This window comes from Plantibacter sp. LMC-P-059a (genome assembly GCF_030209505.1).
Classification (GTDB): Bacteria; Actinomycetota; Actinomycetes; order Actinomycetales; family Microbacteriaceae; genus Plantibacter.
This window is the reverse complement of sequence record NZ_JARVRZ010000001.1, coordinates 221,358-240,369: the sequence shown is the minus strand read 5'-3', so window position 1 is coordinate 240,369 and position 19,012 is coordinate 221,358. Positions and strand designations below refer to the sequence as shown.

The following is a 19,012-nucleotide window of genomic DNA, read 5'->3' as shown; positions in this document are numbered from 1 at the left end:
TTCGTCGTTCAGCCTTCGAGGCCGCGGCGCCGCAGGAGCGGTTCGATCGCCGCGTCGCGGCCGCGGAAGTCGCGATAGGCCTCCAGAGGGTCCTTCGATCCGCCGACGCCGAGCAGCCTCGTCCGGAACCGGTCGCCGTTCGCCCGGGTCAGGCCCCCGTTCTCGGTGAACCAGTCGACGGTGTCGGCGTCGAGCACCTCGCTCCAGATGTAGGAGTAGTACCCGGCGTCGTAGCCGCCCGAGAAGGTGTGGGCGAAGTACGTGCTCGCATAGCGCGGCGGGACGGCTGGGTTGTCGAGCCCCGCGGAACGCAGGGCGGCCGCTTCGAAGGCTTCGACGTCGTCCACACGGTCGTCCGCGCCGATACTGTGCCACGCCTGGTCGAGCATCGCCGCCGCCAGGTACTCGCTGGTCGAGAAGCCCTCGTTGAAGCCCGCGGACGCCTGTAGCTTGGAGACGAGTTCCTCCGGCATCGGCTCGCCGGTCTCGTAGTGCCGTGCGTACCCGGCGAGGACCTCCGGCCAGAGCATCCACATCTCGTTGACCTGGCTCGGGAACTCGACGAAGTCCCGGAAGACGTTCGTCCCGGAGAATCGCGGGTACTCGACCTCCGCGAACAGTCCGTGCAGCGCGTGACCGAACTCGTGGAAGAAGGTCGTGACCTCGTCGACGCTCAGCAGCGTCGCTTCACCGGCGGCCGGCTTCGGGACGTTGAGGTTGTTGACCACGACGGTGGGCTGGTCGAGCAGGCGGTTCTGCGAGATGAGCGCGTTCATCCAGGCGCCGCCACGCTTGCTGTCACGGGTGTAGAGGTCGAGGAGGTAGAGGCCGAGGCCCGAACCGTCCTCGTTCCAGACCTCGAAGACCCGCACGTCCGGGTGGTAGCCCGTGAGCTCCGGCCGTTCCGCGAAGGTGATGCCGTAGAGCTTGGTGGCAGCGGCGAACACCCCGTCGAAGAGGACCCGCTCGGCCTCGAAGTAGGGGCGCATCCGGGCGGTGTCGACGTCGAACCGGTCGGCTCGCACCTGTTCCGTCGCGTAGGGCCAATCCCAGGCTTCGATGGTCTCCAGGCCGGACACCCGCTCGAGCTCGCGTTGTTCCCGGTCGGCGTTGCGAGCGGCGGGGATCGCCAGGCGCGACAACAGCTCGGCGACTGCCTCGGGTGTCCCGGCGGTCTGGTCCGCTGTGACGGCCGCCGCATGGGACGGGAAGCCGAGCAGGGCCGCACGCTCGGCACGGAGGTGGGTGATCTCGAGCACCAGCGCACGGTTGTCGTTGGGTCCGCCGCGTGTGCCGCGGGCTCGGGACGCGGTCATGATCCGTTCGCGGACCCGGCGATCGGTGAGCGCCGAGAGTGCCGGATGTCCCGTCGGGAGGACGAGCGTGATGAGCCAGCCCTCGAGTCCACGCTCGGCAGCGGCCTGCGCTGCGGCGGACCGCTCGCCCGCGCTGAGTCCGTCGAGGTCGGCGTCGTTCGTCACGTGGACGGCGAGCTCATTGGTGTCGGCGAGGAGCTGCTTCTCGAACCGGGTGGTGAGACGCGAGAGGCGGAGGTTCAGCTCCGACAGTTCCTGTTTCTGCTCATCGTCCAGGCCTGCCCCGGCCAGCGTGTGCTCGGTGTGGACCCGCCGCACGAGGTAGGCGGCTTCAGCAGGGAGGTCCAGATGCTCCAGTTGCGCATGCACGGCGGAGATGCGGGCGTACAGGGCCGGGTCGAGCCGGATCGCGTCCTCGTGCGCTGCGAGCTGCGGGGCGAGTTCTTCCTCGAGCTCGTTCGTGAAGTCCGAGCTGTCCGCCGAACTCCGGTTGAAGAACACGGCGGCGACGCGTCCCAGGATCGATCCGCTGCGCTCGAGCGGCAGGAAGGTGTTCTCGAAGGTCGGCGGATCCGTCTGTGCGGTGATCGCCGCGATCTCGGCGAGCTGCTGCTCGAATCCGGCCGTGAAGGCGGGTCGGTAGTGCTCCTCGCGGATCTCCGCGAAGGGCGGAAGCTGGTAGGGGAGGGTACTCGGCTGGAGGAACGGATTCGTGTGTGATTCCATACCTCACCCTATCCAGCATGCCCGGGCGACGGCTCAGTCGTCGTCCGGGTCTGGGCGGGTCAGGCCGATGGAGCCGTCGGCGTGCTGACGGATGGTGGTGCCGTCGTCGAGCTCGACCACCGGTCGGCGTTCGAGCCAGGTGAGGGTCCATCGCCAGGCGGTGGTGTCCACCTGCTGGTCGCGGAGGATCTGCTCCTCGCTGGCGATGGCGACACGGACGGCCGGCGGCACCGCCTCGGGCGCGGCCGCTCCGACCGCCCATCGCGTTCCGAGCTGCATCACGGCTCCAGTTCGTAGGTGACCCAGCTCGTCCGGGTGGCGAGCTTGTCGTAGACGGCTTGCGCGCGTTCGTTGTCGGCGGCGGTGATCCAGCGGACGACGCTGTGGCCGTCGGCCTTCGCGATCTCGCGGACGTGCTCGATGAGCGCGGTCCCGACGCCGGCCGCGCGTGCCTCCTCGGCGACGAAGAGGTCGTCGAGGTACAGGCCGGTGCCGCCGGCGAGGGCTCGTGGGAACACCCGGTAGTGCGCGAGCCCGACGAGAGCCCCCTGCGTGTCCTCCGCGACGAGCGCCGTCAACCCGTGGTTCGGGTCGCTCAGCCAGCCCCACACGAGGACGGCCTTCTCATCGGTGAGCGGGTTGCCGTAGAACTCGCCGTACCCCGAGTACAGCGCGTGCCAGGCGAACAGGTCGCTCTCGACGACGGGGCGGATGACGACGCTCATGCTCCGGCCTCCATGCTCTCGGCGGCCGGCGTGAAGACGATGTCCGATACCGACAGGGTGTCCGCGGTGCGGAACTCGAGGACGGCGATGCGTCCGACGGCACGGAGGTCGTCCGCCACCTGGGCGAGCAGCTCGACCGAGGCCGCCGGTCCGGCGATGACGGCGGAGTCGACAGGCGTCTTCTGAGACGCCTTCGCGTCGGTCTTCGCGCGGCGGATGCCGGTGAGGGCCTCGCTCGCGAGCGCGAGCACCTGGGGTTCGCCCGTGGCGAGGCCGGCGAACTCGTCGTCCGACGGCCAGGCGGCGACGTGGACCGAACCGTCGTGCGACCACGACCAGGCTTCCTCCGCGGCGAACGGGATGAACGGGGCGAAGAGGCGGAGCAGCGTCGACAGCGCGATCCGCAACGCCGCCACCGCGGACGCCTGCTCGGGGCTCTCCTCGCCGTACGCGCGCTCCTTCACGAGCTCCAGGTAGTCGTCGCAGAAGGTCCAGAAGAACGCCTCCGTGAGCTCAAGGGCCCGTGCGTGGTCGTACCCGGCGAGCGCGGTGCTCGCGTCCGCGACGGCCTTGCGGAGGACGTTGAGCATGGCCAGGTCGACGGCTTCCGTCACCGGGGCGTCCTCACGTCCGGTGAAGCCGAGGATGAACTTCGAGGCGTTGAGCACCTTGATGGCGAGGCGTCGGCCGATCTTGATCTGCGTCGGGTTCTGCGGGTCGAAGGCCGCATCGGTGCCGAGACGGCTCGAGGCCGCCCAGTACCGGACGGCGTCCGAACCGTGCTGTTCGAGCATCGCCGCCGGGGTGACGACGTTGCCCTTCGACTTCGACATCTTCTTGCGGTCGGGGTCGACGATGAAGCCGGACACGGACGCGTGCTCCCACGGCTTCCGGTCGTATTCGAGGACGCTGCGGAGCATGGTGGAGAACAGCCACGTGCGGATGATGTCCTGGCCCTGCGGGCGCAGGGAGTACGGGAACACCAGATCCCAGAGTTCGGGGTCGCGCTCCCAGCCGCCGGCGAGCTGCGGGGTGAGGCTCGACGTCGCCCAGGTGTCCATGACGTCCACCTCGCCCATGAAGCCGCCGGGGACGCCGCGCTGGGACTCGTCGTAGCCGGGAGCCGCGTCGCTCGACGGGTCGACCGGCAGGGACGCGTGGTCCGGCGCGATCGGCTGGTCGTAGACCGGATTGCCGTCACCGTCGAGCGGGTACCAGAGCGGGATCGGGACGCCGAAGAACCGCTGGCGGGAGATCAGCCAGTCGCCCGACAGGCCGCCGACCCAGTTCTCGTAGCGCACCCGCATGAACTCGGGGTGCCACTCCAGCTCGGCGCCCAGTTCGAGCAGTCGGCCGCGGAGCTGTTCGTCTCGCGCGCCGTTGCGGATGTACCACTGGCGGGTCGAGACGATCTCGAGTGGCTTGTCGCCCTTCTCGAAGAACTTGACGGGGTGCGTGATCTGCTTCGGCTCGCCGATGAGGTCGCCGGACGCGGCGAGGAGGTCGACGACGGCCTGCTTGGCGCTGAACACCGTCTTGCCTGCGAGCTGCGTGTAAGCGTCGCGGCCTGCCTCGGTCGTGATCGCCTCGGGTGCCTCCGAGATGATCCGACCGTCGAAGCCGAGGATCGCGCGGTTCGGGAGGTCGAGTTCGCGCCACCAGACGATGTCGGTGATGTCGCCGAAGGTGCAGACCATCGCGATGCCGGCGCCCTTGTCGGGCTGGGCCAGGTGGTGCGCGAGCACGGGGACCTCGACACCGAAGACGGGGGTCGTCACGGTGGTGCCGAACAGCGGCTTGAACCGCTCGTCGTCGGGGTGGGCCACGAGGGCGACGCACGCGGGGAGGAGTTCGGGACGCGTGGTCTCGATCTCGATCGTGCCACCGTCGGGGCGGTGGAAGGACAGACGGCGGTAGGTGCCCGGCTGCTCCTTGTCCTCGAGCTCGGCCTGGGCCACGGCCGTGCGGAAGGTGATGTCCCAGAGCGTGGGCGCCATGGCCTGGTAGGCCTCGCCCCGCTCGAGGTTCCGGAGGAACGCGAGCTGGCTGGCGGTGATCGACTCGTCGCCGATCGTCCGGTAGCTCTGCGTCCAGTCCACGGAGAGTCCGAGCGCGCGCCAGACGGCCTCGAACTGCTGCTCGTCCTCGACGGTGAGGCGCTCGCAGAGCTCGATGAAGTTGCGGCGGGAGATCGGGATCTGATCGGCGGCCTTCGTGCTCTTGTTGTCGCCGCCCTCGAACGGCGGCGTGAAGTCCGCGTCGTACGGGAGCGTCGGGTCGCACCGGACGCCGTAATAGTTCTGGACACGACGCTCGGTCGGGAGACCGTTGTCGTCCCAGCCCATCGGGTAGAAGACGCGCTTCCCCGTCATCCGCTGGTAGCGGGCGACGACGTCGGTGTGGGTGTAGCTGAACACGTGCCCGATGTGCAGCGACCCGGAGGCGGTCGGCGGCGGGGTGTCGATGGAGTAGATGCACTCGCGGGTCGCGCCTTCGCGCTGGAACCGGTACGTCCCCGCGGACTCCCAGGAGGAGCCCCACTTCTGCTCGAGACCTTCGAGGGCCGGCTTGTCCGGGATGCTGGCAGCGGTCATGAGGGGATCTCCTGCTGATATGTGCGGCACCGTGTCTGCGTGCCTGAGTGTGTGGGAACGTCCCATGCTATCGCAGGCACCGCCCGGATCGACGGACGCCCGGGATCCGCGCCGCCGCTAGCATCGGACCGTGTCGACCAGCGCCGCGCCTCGCACCGTCCGCGCCGACCTCCAAGGCCTCCGCGCCGTGGCGGTGGCGCTCGTCGTCCTGTTCCATCTGTGGCCGGGGCTCGTGCCCGGCGGGTTCGTCGGTGTCGACGTCTTCTTCGCGATCTCCGGGTTCCTGATCACGGCACACCTGCTCTCCGAGGTCGAGCGGTCCGGCACGGTGCGTCTCGGACGGTTCTGGGCCAGGCGGGCGCGACGGCTGCTCCCGGCGGCGCTCACCGTCCTCACGGCGACCGTCGTCGCGAGCTGGTGCCTCGCCCCGCTCGGGGACCTGCCCAGGTTCCTGCGCGAGATCGCCTGGTCGGCCCTGTACATCGAGAACTGGGCGCTGGCGGGATCCGCGGTCGACTACCTGGCCGCCGACGACGCACCGTCGCCCGTGCAGCACTTCTGGTCGCTGTCGGTGGAGGAGCAGTTCTACCTCGTCTGGCCGATCCTCGTCCTGCTCGCCGGATGGATCGCGGCGCGGGTGGCGCGACACGCTGTCGCCGATGCCACGACGCGGCGTCGGGGTGTGGCGGTCGCTCTCGGCTCGGTCTGCGTCGCCTCCGGAGCCTGGTCGCTCCTCTTCACGCTGCAGGACCCGTCGCCCGCCTACTTCGCGACGACGACGAGGGCCTGGGAGTTCGCCGCCGGTGGGCTGACGGCGATCCTGGTGGCCGGGGGAGCCCGGCGGCAGTCGGTGCGACCGGGGGTTCGGACGACCGTCGCCTGGCTCGGGTTCGTCGCCATCGGCACGGCCGCGATGGCGTACTCGGGGGAGACACCGTTCCCTGCGCTGACGGCCGCGCTCCCGGTGGGAGGGACGATCGCCGTGATCTGGGCGTCAGCGCCAGCCGTCCGGTGGTCACCGACGTCGCTTCTCGGGTGGGCGCCGGTCCGGTGGCTGGGGGACCGCTCCTACGCGGTGTACCTCTGGCACTGGCCCGTCATCGTGTTCGGCGGGATCGTCCTCGCCCGGTCCGCCACGGTGCCCGAACAACTCCTCATGCTCCTCGTCACCGGCATCCTCGCCGAGCTGACCACGCGCTTCGTGGAGCGTCCGATCCGCTTCGGGCGAGCTGCCGACTGGCCCCCTCGGCGCGTGCTCGGCGCGACCGCCGTCGCGATGACGGTCGTCCTGATCGCCTCGGTCGGGATCCTGCCCGGCGCGCAGGCGCGCATCGCCGCCGAACAGGAGCGCATCGAGGCGCTCGTCACGACTCAGACGGAGTGTCTCGGAGCCGCGGTGCTCCTGGGCGCCCCGGCGTGTTCCCGTGGTGCCGTCGCGTCCGGCCCGGCCAGGCCCTCCGACGGCGAGACGTCGGCGGGCGCCGCTCCTGCGACCGAGGCGCCGACGGGCGTCATCCCTGATCTCTCCCTCGCCGACGTGCCGCCGGAGCGCTGCATCACCGACATCCGCGCGTCGGCGTTCGAGGTCTGTGCCTACGGCGCCTCTGCGGATCGGGCGACGAGGACGGTGGTGCTTCTCGGGGACTCCCACGCCGAGCAGTGGTTGCCGGCGTTCGCCACGGCGGCCGAGGAGCACGGGTGGCGCCTGCTGGTCGCGGCCAAGAGCTCGTGCCCGTTCAGCGACGCCGAGCGCACGGAACCGGGGACGAGTGCGGCCGTCCTCGCGGAGATGCGGGTCGGTTGCGTGAGCTGGAACCGCGAGGCGCTCGCCCTGCTGCAGGACCAACCCGGGATCGACACGCTCGTCGTCTCCTCCCGGGCGAGGAACCCGGTGGTCGCCGAGGGGGATCGAGACTGGCGCGAGGTCGCCGAGGACGCCTACGCGGAGCGTTGGGCACGCGTACCGAGCACGGTCGAGCAGATCCTCGTGCTGCATGACACCCCGACCATGGCCGAGGACGTCCTGGCGTGCGTCCGTGACGCGTCTGCGCCGGCGGACGGCTGCGCCCGGAGTCGGGGCGACGCCTTCGTCGAGGACCCGCAGTACGAGGCGGCGGTGGCGAGCCGCGATCCGCGGGTCACGCCCGTCGATCTCACCGACGCCCTGTGCGCGCCCGAGCGGTGTTCGCCGGTGGTCGGTGGCGTGCTGGCGTACCGGGATCCGCACCATCTGAGCTGGGTGTACGCCATGACCCTCGCCCCGGCGGTGCAAGCGATGCTGGATCGGTTCCCGCCGCCGACGTCAGACGGCGTCGGCCCCTGATCCGGTCGGCGGTCGTGTGAGGCGCGGCGCGTCGGCGGCGAGTCGAGCGGTGTACGGGTGGCGCGGAGCGGTGAAGACCTGCTCGGTGTCGCCGTACTCCACGACGCGCCCGTGCTGCATGACGGCCACCCGGTCGCTCATGTGCCGGATGACACCGAGGTCGTGCGAGATGAGGAGGTAGCTCAGCCCATGACGCTCCTGGAGCTCGTCGAGGAGGTCGAGGATCCTGGCCTGGACGGTCACGTCGAGCGCCGACACCGGTTCATCGAGGATGAGGGTCGAGGGTCTGCCGGCGAGCGCCCGCGCGATCGCCACACGCTGGCGTTGCCCTCCGGAGAGCGTCCGCGGGCGTGCCCGCTCCAGGGCCGGATCGAGCCCGACGTCGGTGAGGAGTTCGGCCACGGTGGGCTTCGCGGTGTCCGGGTCGGCGGTGCCGCGACCACGAGCGGCGTCGGCGAGGATGGCGCCGACACGCCATCGTGGATCGAAGGAGCTCAAGGGGTCCTGCGAGACCCAGCCGAGCCGGTGGCGTCGGGACCGCCGAACGCGTTCCGGCGCTTCCGACCACGGTCCGCCCTCGAACAGGACGGTCCCGGACTGCGGTGTGGTGAGACCGAGCGCGAGTCGAGCGAGCGTGGTCTTGCCCGAGCCCGACTCGCCCACCACGCCGAGGGTCGTCCCCGGTTCCAGGCGGAGCGAGACGTCGTCGACCGCGCGGATCGGAGACGCTCCTCCGGAACGGTCGAAGGCACGGGTCACCCCGCGGACCTCGATCGCGGGCACGGCCGAGGGCTCGATCCGGGTCCGAGGGGTCCGTCCGGCCATCGCGTCGGGGGTGGTGGCGCGGCCCTTGCTCAGTCGGGTGCCGCGAGGTCGATCGGTGGGCACGGCGTCGATCAAGGCCTGGGTGTACGGGTGCTTCGGGGTCGTGAGCACCTCAGCGGCCGGACCCTGCTCGACGACGGCGCCGCCGCGCATCACGACGATGTGGTCCGCGATCGACGACACGACGGCCAGGTCGTGGCTGATGAGGAGGAGCCCAGCGCCGCGCTGCTTGATGCGGTCGAGGAGTCCGATGATCCGCGCTTGGACGGTGACGTCGAGCGCGGTGGTCGGTTCGTCTGCGATGAGGAGGTCGGGGTCCAGGGCGATCGCCGAAGCGATGAGGGCGCGCTGCCGGAGCCCGCCCGACAGCTCACCGGAACGCTGACCGACGCGGGAGGACGGCTCGGGCATGCCGACGGCCTCCAACACCTCGAGGACGCGCTCGGCGCGTTCCCCCCGGGAGAGCCCGGTCCCGAGCCGGAGGGCGTCGTCGATCTCCCGGCCGATCGGACGGAGCGGGTCGAGTGAGACGAGCGCGTCCTGCAGGACCAGGCCGATGCGGCGGCCGCGCAGGCGTCTCCAAGCCGGCTCGCCGAGCCCCCTGAGGTCGGCGCCGTCGAAGTCGAGCCGGGCCGCGTCCACCCGTGCGGACGCACCGGCGAGCCCGAGGAGGGTGCGGGCGGTCACGCTCTTGCCCGAACCCGATTCGCCGACGATGGCCACGCAGCGGCCACGCTCGACGTCGAAGGAGACCCCCGAGACGACGGGCTCTGTCGTGCCGAACGCGACCGAGAGGGAGTCCACGCGCAGGAGTGGTGTCGTCGCGTTCATCGGCCGTCTCCCCGTGTCCTGCGCTGCAGTCCGCGCCCGAGGACCGTCGTCGACAGAGCGGTCGCGACGATCATGAGGCCGGGGAAGGCCGTGAGCCACCAGGCCGTCGACAGGTAGGTGCGGGCTCCGGCGAGCATGGCACCCCACTCCGGGGCGGGCGGTTGCGCGCCGAGACCGAGATAGCTGAGCGCGGACGCCCAGACGACCGCCTGGCCGATACCGAGGGTCGCCAGGACGAAGAGCGGGGCGATCGCGTTCGGGAGGATGTGTCTGATGAGGATCCGCGCGGGCCGGTGTCCGAGGACGCGGGCGGCTTCGACGTAGTCGGAGGAGCGGACCTGGATGAGCTGGCCTCGGATGAGGCGGGCGTATCCCGGGGCCGTGGAGAGCCCGACGGCGATCGTGGCCGTGACCGGGCCAGGACCCGCGATGACGATGACGAGGAGGGCCAGCAGGAGGCCGGGGAACGCGAAGAGCACCTCGAGCACCCGTCCGACGGTGAAATCGGCGATCCGTCCGCCGACCGCGGCGACGGTGGCCAGTCCGGCGCCGAGGACGAGCCCGATGCCGGTCGCGGCCACGCCGATGAGGAGCGAAGTGCCTGCACCGTGGACGACCCGGCTCCAGACGTCGCGGCCGGACTCGTCGGTCCCGAACCAGTGCACGAGAGAGGGCGCCGAGAACGCGCTCCGCGGGTCGACGGCCGTCGGCGACTGCGTCGCGAAGAGTTGCGGGGCGAGGGCGCAACCGAGGAGGAACAGCACCACCGCTGCCGCGACGATCTCCGGTGTGCCGAAGCCGGACGGACGGCGTCGTCCGCGCCGGATCCTCGCGTCCGGGCTTCCCGACGCCGGCGTGATCGCGAGCCCGCTCATGATCCGGCCTGCCGCATCCGGTCGCGGGGGTCGAGCAGCTCCGACGCGAGGTCGGCGAGGAACATGATGACGACGTAGGCGACCGCCGAGCTCAACACGACGCCGGTCACCACCGGGACGTCGCGGGCCGTCACCGCCTGGAGCAGCGTCCGTCCGAGACCGGGCCGGGCGAAGATGGTCTCGACGACGACCGCGCCGCTGATGAGGTACCCGAACGCCCACCCCGAGAGGTTGACGGCGGGCACGGCGGCGTGACGCAGGCCGTGCCGGAGGAGCAGACCGGTCGTCGTCTCGCCGCGCGCGGCCGCAGAGACGGCGAACGGCGCTGAACCCGCGTCCAGGAGTGGTTCGCGCATCACCTGGGCCAGGAATCCGGCGACGGGTATCGCCAGGGTCAGCACCGGGAGCACGAGTCCGACCGCATCACCCGTGCTCACCGGGGGAACCCACCCGAGCCAGGTGCTGAACAGCGTGATGAGGACGGTCGCGAGCCAGAACTGGGGGAGTGACGCCGCCACGAGTTCGACGGCCGATCCGAGCGCTGCGGAGACCCGTCCGCCACGGGTCGACCAGACCGCCAGCCCGAGAGCCAGGAGCCAGGCGACGGCGAGCGACGCCGAGGCGAGCACCAGGGTGCCGCCGAGCTGCTCGGCCAGCACCTGGGCGACCGGGGTCCGGAGGGACGCCGACTCGCCGAGATCCCCCTGGACCAGTCGGACCAGTTGCGCGAGGTACTGGACGAGGAGCGGTTGGTTCAAGCCGTACTGTTCGCGAACCCGTTCGAGCGCTTCCGCGGACGCTTGTGAGCCCGGGCCGCCGAGATAGGCCTGCGCCGGGTCGCCCGGGATCAGTCGGACCGCGAAGAAGGTGACCGTCGCGACCGCCCAGAGCACGAACACCGCGCCGGCCACACGCGCCCCGATCCGCGCGGCCAGGGGGCGGAGGTCGCGTCCCTCGCGGCCGATGCCCGTCACTCCACGAGCCAGGCGTCCCCGAAGACCGGCGTCGACACCGTCGGCAGGGCGCGGACGCCCTGCAGGGAGGTGCTCAGCAGGAAGTGGTTCTGCTGGTCGTAGAGCGGGAGGATGTAGTAGCCGTCGAGGATGATCTGCTGCGCCTGCTCGTAGAGGAAGGCGCGCTCCTCGGGGTCAAGCGTGTCGCTGGCCTGCTTGAGGATGTCGTCGAGCGCCGGGTCGACGAGCTGGGCGTGGTTCGCGAAGTAGCCGCTCGGCGCCGGCACGATGCCTGACGAGTCGTAGAGGACGCGGAGCACATCCGGGCCCACCTTCGTGTACGGCGCGCTGACGGCCTCGTACGCGTTGCTCCCGAGCGCCTCGTACCAGCTCGCGAGGTCGAGCAGTTCGAGCTGTACGTCGAACCCGACGTCGCCGGCGCCCGCCTGGATCTGCTCGAACAACGACTGCTCGGCCGGGATCGACTGGTTGGTGCTGACCGGGAACCGCACGGTGAGGCGGACCCCGTCCTTCGTCCGGACCCCGTCGGCGTCCTTCTCGGTCCAACCGGCCTCGTCGAGCAGCTTGTTCGCGGCGTCCACGTCGTATCCGAACAGGCTCTCGTCGCCGTAGGAGGTCGTCTCGGCACTCGAGAGCGGGGAGTAGGACCGCTTCGCCGTCCCGAAGAACAGGGACTCGATCCCGGCGTTCACATCCGTCGACCGCACGAAGGCCTCACGGACGCGCTGGTCGTCGAACGGCGCCTGACCGGAGTTCAACTCGATGCGGTTCGAAGCGCCCGGACGGGGTGCGTCCAGGTCGACGATCGTCTTCGAATCCTTCGCCTGCGCGATCGTGTCGGGCTGCGCATTGTCGATGATGTCGACGTCACCGCTCTGCAGCGCGGCGAACCGGGACGCGGAGTCGGGGATGAACCGCCAGGTGATGCCGTCGAGGTATGCGGGCCCGTCGTGAGCGGCGTCCCCGGGAGCGGAGTCGTAGTCCTCGTTGCGCACGAGCGACACATGGTCCTGCTTGACCCACTCGTCGACGACGAAGGGACCGGTGCCGACCGGCGCATCGCAGTTCGCGGCTTCACCACGGGCGATCCCTGTCGGCGACTCCATGGCCGTCCACGGCTGCGACAGGGACTCGAGCAGAGCACTGTCGGGAGCGGAGAGGGTGAAGCGGGCCGTCGTGGCGTCGACCGCCTCGACCGAGGCGACCTTGCCGACCGCGAGGTATCCCGTCGACGACTTCGTCGCCGGATCCTGCAGGTGTTCGATGTTCGTCTTGACCGCTGCGGCATCGAACGCCGTCCCGTCGGTGAACGTCACGTCCGGGCGGAGGGTGAACTCCCACGTCAGGCCGTCCTGCGAGGTGGTCCACGACTCGGCGAGCCACGGGATGATCGCACCCTTCGCGTCGCGCGAGACGAGCGGCTCGAGGACCTGCGCGCTGAGCAGGGCCTGCGGATAGTTGCCACCGACGTGCGGGTCGAGGCAGGTCGGCTCCGCATCCCCACTGGCGTAGACCAGCGTGCCGCCGGCTTTCGGAGTGCTGGACGCGGACGGTGCGCCGGGAGCGCACGCCGCGAGCAGGACCGCGAGGGGGACGAACGCCGCGACGACACGCGCCGTCCGGCGGCCCGACGGGGCCCGACGGGGAGTGACGGGGGAGAGGGATGCAGGCACGGGGACTCCAGGAAGCGTGACGACCGGGTGCTGTCGGCCCGGCGACCACGTCGGACGAATTATTGGACGCAGTCTCGGAACCAGCATACGGGCTCCGGTGAGCCCGCCCGCCCCTCGGACGACGGCTAGGCTCGCAGGCGGCGGAAGGAGCGCACATGACACGACCACCGGCACGGAACGCCGTCGGGCGCCCCCGTCGATCGTCGCGGCGCATCCTCGAGGAGGCCGCGGCGGAACTCTTCCTCGAGCAGGGCTACCCGGGCACGACCGTCGACCAGATCGCCAGCCGCGCCGGCGTCAGCCGCAACACCTTCTTCAACTACTTCGGCTCCAAGAGCGACGTCCTCTGGGTGGACGTCGACGCGGCGCTCGCAGGACTCGAGCGGGCGCTCGCCGCAGGGGGCCCCGCGTCCACGGCCGACGAGGCGATGCCCTCGCTGCAGGACGCGCTGCTCGGCATCGCCGAGGAGCGTTCGAACGGGGCCGTGCCGTGGGCCCTGACGCAGATCGACCTCATGGACACCGCTTGGGAGCTGCAAGCGTCCGGGCTCGAGCGGCTGCTCAGGCTGCAAGCCGTGCTGCGGGTGTACCTCGCTCGGTTGGCTCCCGGGGTCGACGAGCTGACGATCCGCGCCGCAGCGGCCGCGACCGCCGGGGCCGTCGTCGCGGGAGCCGGCGCCTGGGCCGGCGCGGGCGTGAACCGCGGCGAACTCGGTGCCTACCTCCGAAGCGCGATCGCACCGGTCATCGACGGGTTCGGCCGTACGCTGGCTCGGGCCGGTGGCCCCGTCCCCACCTAAGCGCTCACCTCCGCGAACCGGTTCTCCAGGCTGTACCATGGGAGCAACGACATCGATCCGGCCATCACCGGGGAGTCCTCGGAAGAACAGCGACCGCCAGTCGGCCGCCCAGTAGAGCCGAGCGGGGCAGGCCCGTCACAGCCGGTGCAGAGCGGCCGTCACGCGTGGACGGCAAGCGGGGTGGTACCGCGTCGGCGAGCCGGCGTCCTCGCAGGACCCACGAGACCTGCCAGGAGAACGATGAGCTACCCGAAGTCCCAGGAACCGAACGCTTCCGAGTCCGCCTCGAACGGTGCGGCCTTCGGCGTGACACCGTCGCCCAGCTTCCCCGCCATCGAAGAAGGCGTGCTCGCACGGTGGGCCGCCGACGGGACCTTCCAGGCGTCGATCGACCAGCGTGAAGGAGCACCCGAGTGGGTGTTCTACGACGGACCTCCCTTCGCCAACGGCCTCCCGCACTACGGCCACCTCCTCACCGGCTATGCCAAGGACCTCTTCCCGCGGTTCCAGACGATGCGCGGCAAGCAGGTGCACCGCCGCTTCGGCTGGGACACCCACGGGCTCCCGGCCGAGCTCGAGGCGGAGCGCCAGCTCGGCATCACCGACAAGCGCCAGATCGACGAGATGGGTCTCGCCGCCTTCAACCAGGTCGCCCGCGACTCCGTGCTCCGGTACACCGAGGAGTGGCAGGACTACGTGACGCGCCAGGCGCGCTGGGTCGACTTCGAGCACGACTACAAGACGCTCGACGTGACCTACATGGAATCGGTCATCTGGGCGTTCAAGCAGTTGCACGACAAGGGCCTCGCCTACGAGGGCTACCGCGTGCTGCCCTACTGCTGGCGCGACCAGACCCCGCTCTCCAACCACGAACTGCGCATGGACGACGACGTCTACCGGTCCCGCCAGGACCAGACCGTCACCGTCACCTTCCCGCTCGTCGGCCCCAAGGCCGAGAGCCTCGGACTCACCGCGGTGCGTGCACTCGCCTGGACGACGACCCCCTGGACCCTGCCCACGAACGCCGCGCTCGCCGTGGGTCCCGACATCGAGTACTCGGTCGTCCCGGCCGGCCCGAACGGCACCCCGGACGCGACCGTGCTCCGCGAGGAGGGCGCTGCCCACGCCGACACGGAGGTGCTCGCGGGGGAGTACCTGATCGCGTCAGCGCTGCTCGGCAACTACGCCAAGGACCTCGGGTACGACTCGGCGGCCGATGCACATGCCGCCGTCTCGCGCACGGTCGTCGGCCGCGACCTCGAGGACGTCTCCTACGACCGCCTGTGGGACTACTACGCCGATGCCGAGTGGGGCATGGAGCACGCCTGGCGCATCCTCGTCGCCGACTACGTGTCGACCGAGGACGGCACGGGCATCGTCCACCAGGCTCCCGCCTACGGTGAGGAGGACCAGAAGGTCTGCGAGGCCGCGGGTATCCCGGTGATCGTGTCCGTCGACGACGGTGGCAAGTTCCTCCCCGAGGTGTCCGACGTCGTGGGCCTGCAGGTCTTCGACGCGAACAAGCCGCTCACGCAGCTGCTGAAGGCGCAGGGACGCCTCCTCCGTCAGGCGAGCTACGAGCACTCGTACCCGCACTGCTGGCGCTGCAAGCAGCCCCTCATCTACAAGGCGGTCTCGAGCTGGTTCGTGCGCGTGCCGGAGTTCCGCGACCGCATGGAGGAGCTCAACCAGGAGATCACCTGGGTGCCGGAGAACGTGAAGGACGGGCAGTTCGGCAAGTGGCTCGCCGGGGCCCGCGACTGGTCCATCAGCCGCAACCGGTACTGGGGATCACCCATCCCCGTGTGGAAGAGCGACGACCCGGCGTACCCGCGCATCGACGTGTACGGCTCGCTCGACGAGCTCGAGGCCGACTTCGGTGTGCGTCCCACGGATCTGCACCGCCCGTACATCGACGAACTCACCCGGCCGAACCCCGACGATCCGACCGGTCGCTCGACCATGCGTCGCATCACGGACGTCCTCGACGTCTGGTTCGACTCCGGGTCGATGCCGTTCGCGCAGGTGCACTACCCGTTCGAGAACCGTGAGTGGTTCGATTCGCACAGCCCTGCCGATTTCATCGTCGAGTACATCGGGCAGACGCGTGGCTGGTTCTACCTCCTCCACGTCCTCTCCACCGCGCTCTTCGACCGGCCGGCGTTCACGAGCGTCGTGAGCCACGGCATCGTCCTCGGCAGCGACGGCCAGAAGATGTCGAAGTCGCTGCGCAACTACCCGGACGTCAACGAGGTGTTCGACCGCGACGGTTCCGATGCGATGCGTTGGTTCCTCATGTCGAGCTCGGTCCTCCGCGGCGGCAACCTGGTCGTGACCGAGGAGGGCATCCGCGAGGGTGTCCGTCAGGTGATGCTGCCGCTGTGGAACAGCTGGTACTTCTTCTCGCTGTACGCCAACACGGCGGTGCCCGGTGGATACGACGCCGTCTGGCGGACGGATTCGAGCGACGTGCTGGACCGCTACATCCTCGCCAAGACGCGCGAACTCGTCGTGACCGTCACCGACCACCTCGAGGCGTTCGACGCGACGCTCGCCGCCGCCTCGCTGCGGGACTTCGCCGACGTCCTCACCAACTGGTACGTGCGTCGTTCGCGCGACCGGTTCTGGGCGAGCGACGGCGGTGAGCTCGACCGCGACGCCTTCGACACCATGTACACGGTCCTCGAGACCTTCACCCGGGTCGCCGCGCCGCTGCTTCCCCTCATCTCCGAGCAGATCTGGACCGGGCTGACGGGGGAGCGCAGCGTCCACCTCACGGACTGGCCGGAACCACAGGCCTTCCCCGAGGACGCCGCCCTGGTCGCGGCGATGGACCGGGTCCGCGAGATCTCCGGCGTGACCCTCGCGCTGCGGAAGCAGGCCGGTCTCCGGGTCAGACTGCCCCTCGCGTCGCTCACCGTCGTGACGCCCGATCCGGCGTCGTTGGCGCCCTTCGAGGCGATCCTCCGCGAGGAGCTCAACCTCAAGGCCGTCGTGTTCGCCGAACTGACCGACACGAGCGGTGCCGAGTACGGGGTCACCTCCCGGCTCTCGGTCAACGCCCGCGCAGCCGGGCCTCGACTCGGGAAGACGGTGCAGCAGGCGATCAAGGGTGCCAGGAGCGGAGACTGGTCCGAGGTCGACGGGACGGTCACGGCCGGTGGCATCGAACTCGTCGAGGGCGAGTACGAGCTCGTCATGGAGGCCTCCTCGGATGCCGCCGGTGGTGTGGCGCTCGCGTTGCTGCCCTCGGGTGGGTTCGCCCTGCTCGAGACGACGCTGACGCCGGAACTCGAGGCCGAAGGTCTCGCCCGCGACGTCATCCGCGCCGTCCAGGACACCCGGAAGGCCGCGGATCTCCAGGTGAGCGACCGCATCGCCCTCGGACTCCGGTTCGACGAGGAAGCCGACGAGCGCGCGGTACGGAGCGTCCTCGACGTGGTCGACCTCGCCGGCGACACGCTCGCGTCCTCGCTGCGCTGGACGGGCTCTGACGCACCGTCGGAGCCGTCCGGGTTCTCGCAGACCTTCCCGGCGGCGAAGTTCGGCAACACCGGCGCCTTCACCGTCACCGTCGAGCGCGCAGAGGAGACCGCAGATGTCTGATGAGCTGAACGAGCCTGACGACCGTTCGGCGGCCGACGCGGCGGACGCCGTGTACCGCGAGCTGCTCGAGCGTCTTGGAGAGGCCCAGCCGCAGCCCCGAATCGGTGCCACCAAGCGTGCGCTCGAGCTGCTCGGCAACCCCGAGTCGTCGTTCGCGATCATCCAGATCGCGGGCACGAACGGGAAGACGAGCACGGCACGCATGATCGAGAGCATCCTCCGCGCCCACGGGCTCAGGACGGGTCTCTTCACGAGCCCACACCTCGTCCGGTTCACCGAGCGCATCGGGGTCGACGGCGAGCGGATCTCGGACGAGGCCGTCGCCAGGAACTGGGACGACATCAAGCCGTATCTGGCGATGGTCGACGCCGAGCTCACGGCGGCCGGTGAGCCCGCGCTGACCTTCTTCGAGGCGCTCACCGTCCTGGGATTCGCCTGCTTCGGCGACGCCCCCGTCGATGTCGCCGTCGTCGAGGTGGGGATGGGCGGTGCCTGGGACTCGACGAACGCCGCCGATGCCGAGGTCGCCGTCTTCACGCCCATCGACCTCGACCATGTGCAGCGTCTCGGGAAGACGATCGCCGAGATCGCACGCACCAAGGCCGGGATCATCAAGCCCGGCGCTCAGGTCGTGTCGGCCGCGCAGCACCCGGACGCGAGACGCGCGCTCACGGAGGCGGCCGCCGCCGCATCCGACCCCATCGTGTTCGAGGGCGACGAGTTCGCCCTGGAGCAGGACGCGGTCGCAGTCGGCGGACAGCTCATCACCGTCCGAGGCCGCGCGGGGACGTACCCGGAGCTCTACCTCCCGCTGTACGGCGACCACCAGGGACGGAACGCCACGCTCGCGATCGCCGCCGTCGAAGCGTTCCTCGGCGGTGCGACGCAGGCCATCGCCGAAGACGTCCTCGCCGAAGGGCTCACGGAGGTCGCTTCACCGGGGCGCCTGCAGCTCGTCGGCACGGATCCCACCGTGCTCGTCGACGCTGCGCACAACCCACACGGTGCTGCGTCGCTCGTCGCAGCGCTCGGGACGTACTTCGACGTCGACGAGATCGCCTTCGTCGTCGGGATCCTGCAGGACAAGGACGCCGCTGGCATTCTGACGACCCTGGCGCCTGCGGCGTCCGGGTTCTTCTTCACCCAGTCCGAGTCGGAGCGCGCGATCCCCGCCGAGGAGCTCTCGCGGCTCGCAGCCTCGCTCGAGCTGCCGGCCTCGACGTTCGCCGACACCCTCGACGAGGCCGCCGAGGACGCCCGTCGCTGGGCGGAGGAGGCGCCTCGTCGCCTCGTCGTGATCACCGGTTCCATCACCCTGGTCGGTGAGGCGATCGAGGTCGCCGACGATCGCGAATGGAAGGTGAAGGCATGAGCGGGATGTCGGCTCGGCGTGGTCCGCGGAGCATCAAGCAGACGCTCGGGTCGATCATCCTCGGATTCGAGATGGTCGTCATGTTCCTCGGTTCGCTCGTCATCTTCGGGTTGAAGGCCCTGCCGGCGCCGGTCGCGCTGATCGGTGGCGCCGTGCTCTGCCTGATCATCGTCGCGACGATCCCGCTCCTGCGATTCCGCTGGGGGTATTGGCTGGGCTGGGCGGTGCAAGCCGCTATCGTGGCTACCGGTCTGCTCGTGCCGATGATGTTCCTCGTCGGTGGCATGGCCGCAGCCGTCTGGACCTATGCGATGGTCCAAGGCGACAAGATCGAGCGTCAGCAGGCGTTCTACCGAGAAGCGAAGGATTGAC

The 19,012-nt window shown here is 70.2% G+C and carries 13 protein-coding genes; 5 read left to right on the top strand and 8 right to left on the bottom strand.

From position 1 onward, the window contains the following. Positions 1–8: 8 nt before the first annotated feature. From QRN27_RS01120 to valS, 4 genes are read right to left on the bottom strand one after another with little or no spacing between them, the layout of a single operon-like run. Positions 9–2,042, bottom strand: coding sequence for a M3 family metallopeptidase (locus tag QRN27_RS01120; RefSeq protein ID WP_285040405.1), 2,034 nt, complete (start codon positions 2,040–2,042; stop codon positions 9–11). A 33-nt stretch (positions 2,043–2,075) separates the two neighbouring features. Beyond that, complete coding sequence (locus QRN27_RS01115) at positions 2,076–2,321, bottom strand: hypothetical protein (protein WP_285040733.1); 246 nt, start codon at positions 2,319–2,321, stop codon at positions 2,076–2,078. Beyond that, the gene (locus QRN27_RS01110; protein ID WP_285040404.1) at positions 2,321–2,767 is read right to left on the bottom strand and encodes a GNAT family N-acetyltransferase; all 447 of its coding nucleotides are present in this window, start codon (positions 2,765–2,767) and stop codon (positions 2,321–2,323) included. Before QRN27_RS01110 ends, QRN27_RS01115 begins: the two co-directional genes overlap by 1 nt. After that, a complete protein-coding gene (valS, locus tag QRN27_RS01105; protein WP_285040403.1) occupies positions 2,764–5,361 on the bottom strand; it encodes a valine--tRNA ligase in 2,598 nt (865 codons plus the stop codon). Before valS ends, QRN27_RS01110 begins: the two co-directional genes overlap by 4 nt. 130 nt (positions 5,362–5,491) lie before the next feature. On the opposite strand from valS, the gene QRN27_RS01100 reads away from it, so the two are divergent. Beyond that, the gene (locus QRN27_RS01100; protein ID WP_285040402.1) at positions 5,492–7,684 is read left to right on the top strand and encodes an acyltransferase family protein; all 2,193 of its coding nucleotides are present in this window, start codon (positions 5,492–5,494) and stop codon (positions 7,682–7,684) included. Here QRN27_RS01100 and QRN27_RS01095 read toward each other — a convergent pair. The 4 genes from QRN27_RS01095 to QRN27_RS01080 are packed head-to-tail and all read right to left on the bottom strand — an operon-like array spanning position 7,664 to position 12,862. Continuing rightward, a complete protein-coding gene (locus QRN27_RS01095; protein WP_285040401.1) occupies positions 7,664–9,340 on the bottom strand; it encodes a dipeptide ABC transporter ATP-binding protein in 1,677 nt (558 codons plus the stop codon). The two genes, QRN27_RS01100 and QRN27_RS01095, sit on opposite strands and share 21 nt — an antisense overlap. Next, positions 9,337–10,215 carry an ABC transporter permease gene (locus QRN27_RS01090; RefSeq protein WP_285040400.1) on the bottom strand — a complete coding sequence of 293 codons (879 nt, stop codon included), beginning with the start codon at positions 10,213–10,215 and terminating at the stop codon, positions 9,337–9,339. The genes QRN27_RS01095 and QRN27_RS01090 overlap by 4 nt, the downstream gene beginning before the upstream one ends. Continuing rightward, positions 10,212–11,189, bottom strand: coding sequence for an ABC transporter permease (locus tag QRN27_RS01085; protein WP_502929456.1), 978 nt, complete (start codon positions 11,187–11,189; stop codon positions 10,212–10,214). The genes QRN27_RS01090 and QRN27_RS01085 overlap by 4 nt, the downstream gene beginning before the upstream one ends. Further along, complete coding sequence (locus QRN27_RS01080) at positions 11,186–12,862, bottom strand: ABC transporter substrate-binding protein (RefSeq protein ID WP_502929455.1); 1,677 nt, start codon at positions 12,860–12,862, stop codon at positions 11,186–11,188. The genes QRN27_RS01085 and QRN27_RS01080 overlap by 4 nt, the downstream gene beginning before the upstream one ends. 155 nt (positions 12,863–13,017) lie before the next feature. Here QRN27_RS01080 and QRN27_RS01075 point away from each other — a divergent pair, with 155 nt between their 5' ends. The 4 genes from QRN27_RS01075 to QRN27_RS01060 all read left to right on the top strand — a co-directional run bounded on the left by QRN27_RS01075 (position 13,018) and on the right by QRN27_RS01060 (position 19,011). Beyond that, entirely contained in the window at positions 13,018–13,662 is a 645-nt protein-coding gene (locus QRN27_RS01075) for a TetR/AcrR family transcriptional regulator (protein WP_285040399.1), read from the top strand. Between the two features lie 240 nt (positions 13,663–13,902). Next, on the top strand, positions 13,903–17,268 hold the full coding sequence (ileS, locus tag QRN27_RS01070) for an isoleucine--tRNA ligase (protein WP_285040398.1): 3,366 nt from the start codon (positions 13,903–13,905) through the stop codon (positions 17,266–17,268). After that, complete coding sequence (locus QRN27_RS01065; RefSeq protein WP_285040397.1) at positions 17,261–18,640, top strand: bifunctional folylpolyglutamate synthase/dihydrofolate synthase; 1,380 nt, start codon at positions 17,261–17,263, stop codon at positions 18,638–18,640. The genes ileS and QRN27_RS01065 overlap by 8 nt, the downstream gene beginning before the upstream one ends. Further along, on the top strand, positions 18,637–19,011 hold the full coding sequence (locus QRN27_RS01060) for a DUF4233 domain-containing protein (RefSeq protein WP_056006641.1): 375 nt from the start codon (positions 18,637–18,639) through the stop codon (positions 19,009–19,011). Before QRN27_RS01065 ends, QRN27_RS01060 begins: the two co-directional genes overlap by 4 nt. The last annotated feature ends 1 nt before the right edge of the window (position 19,012 follow it).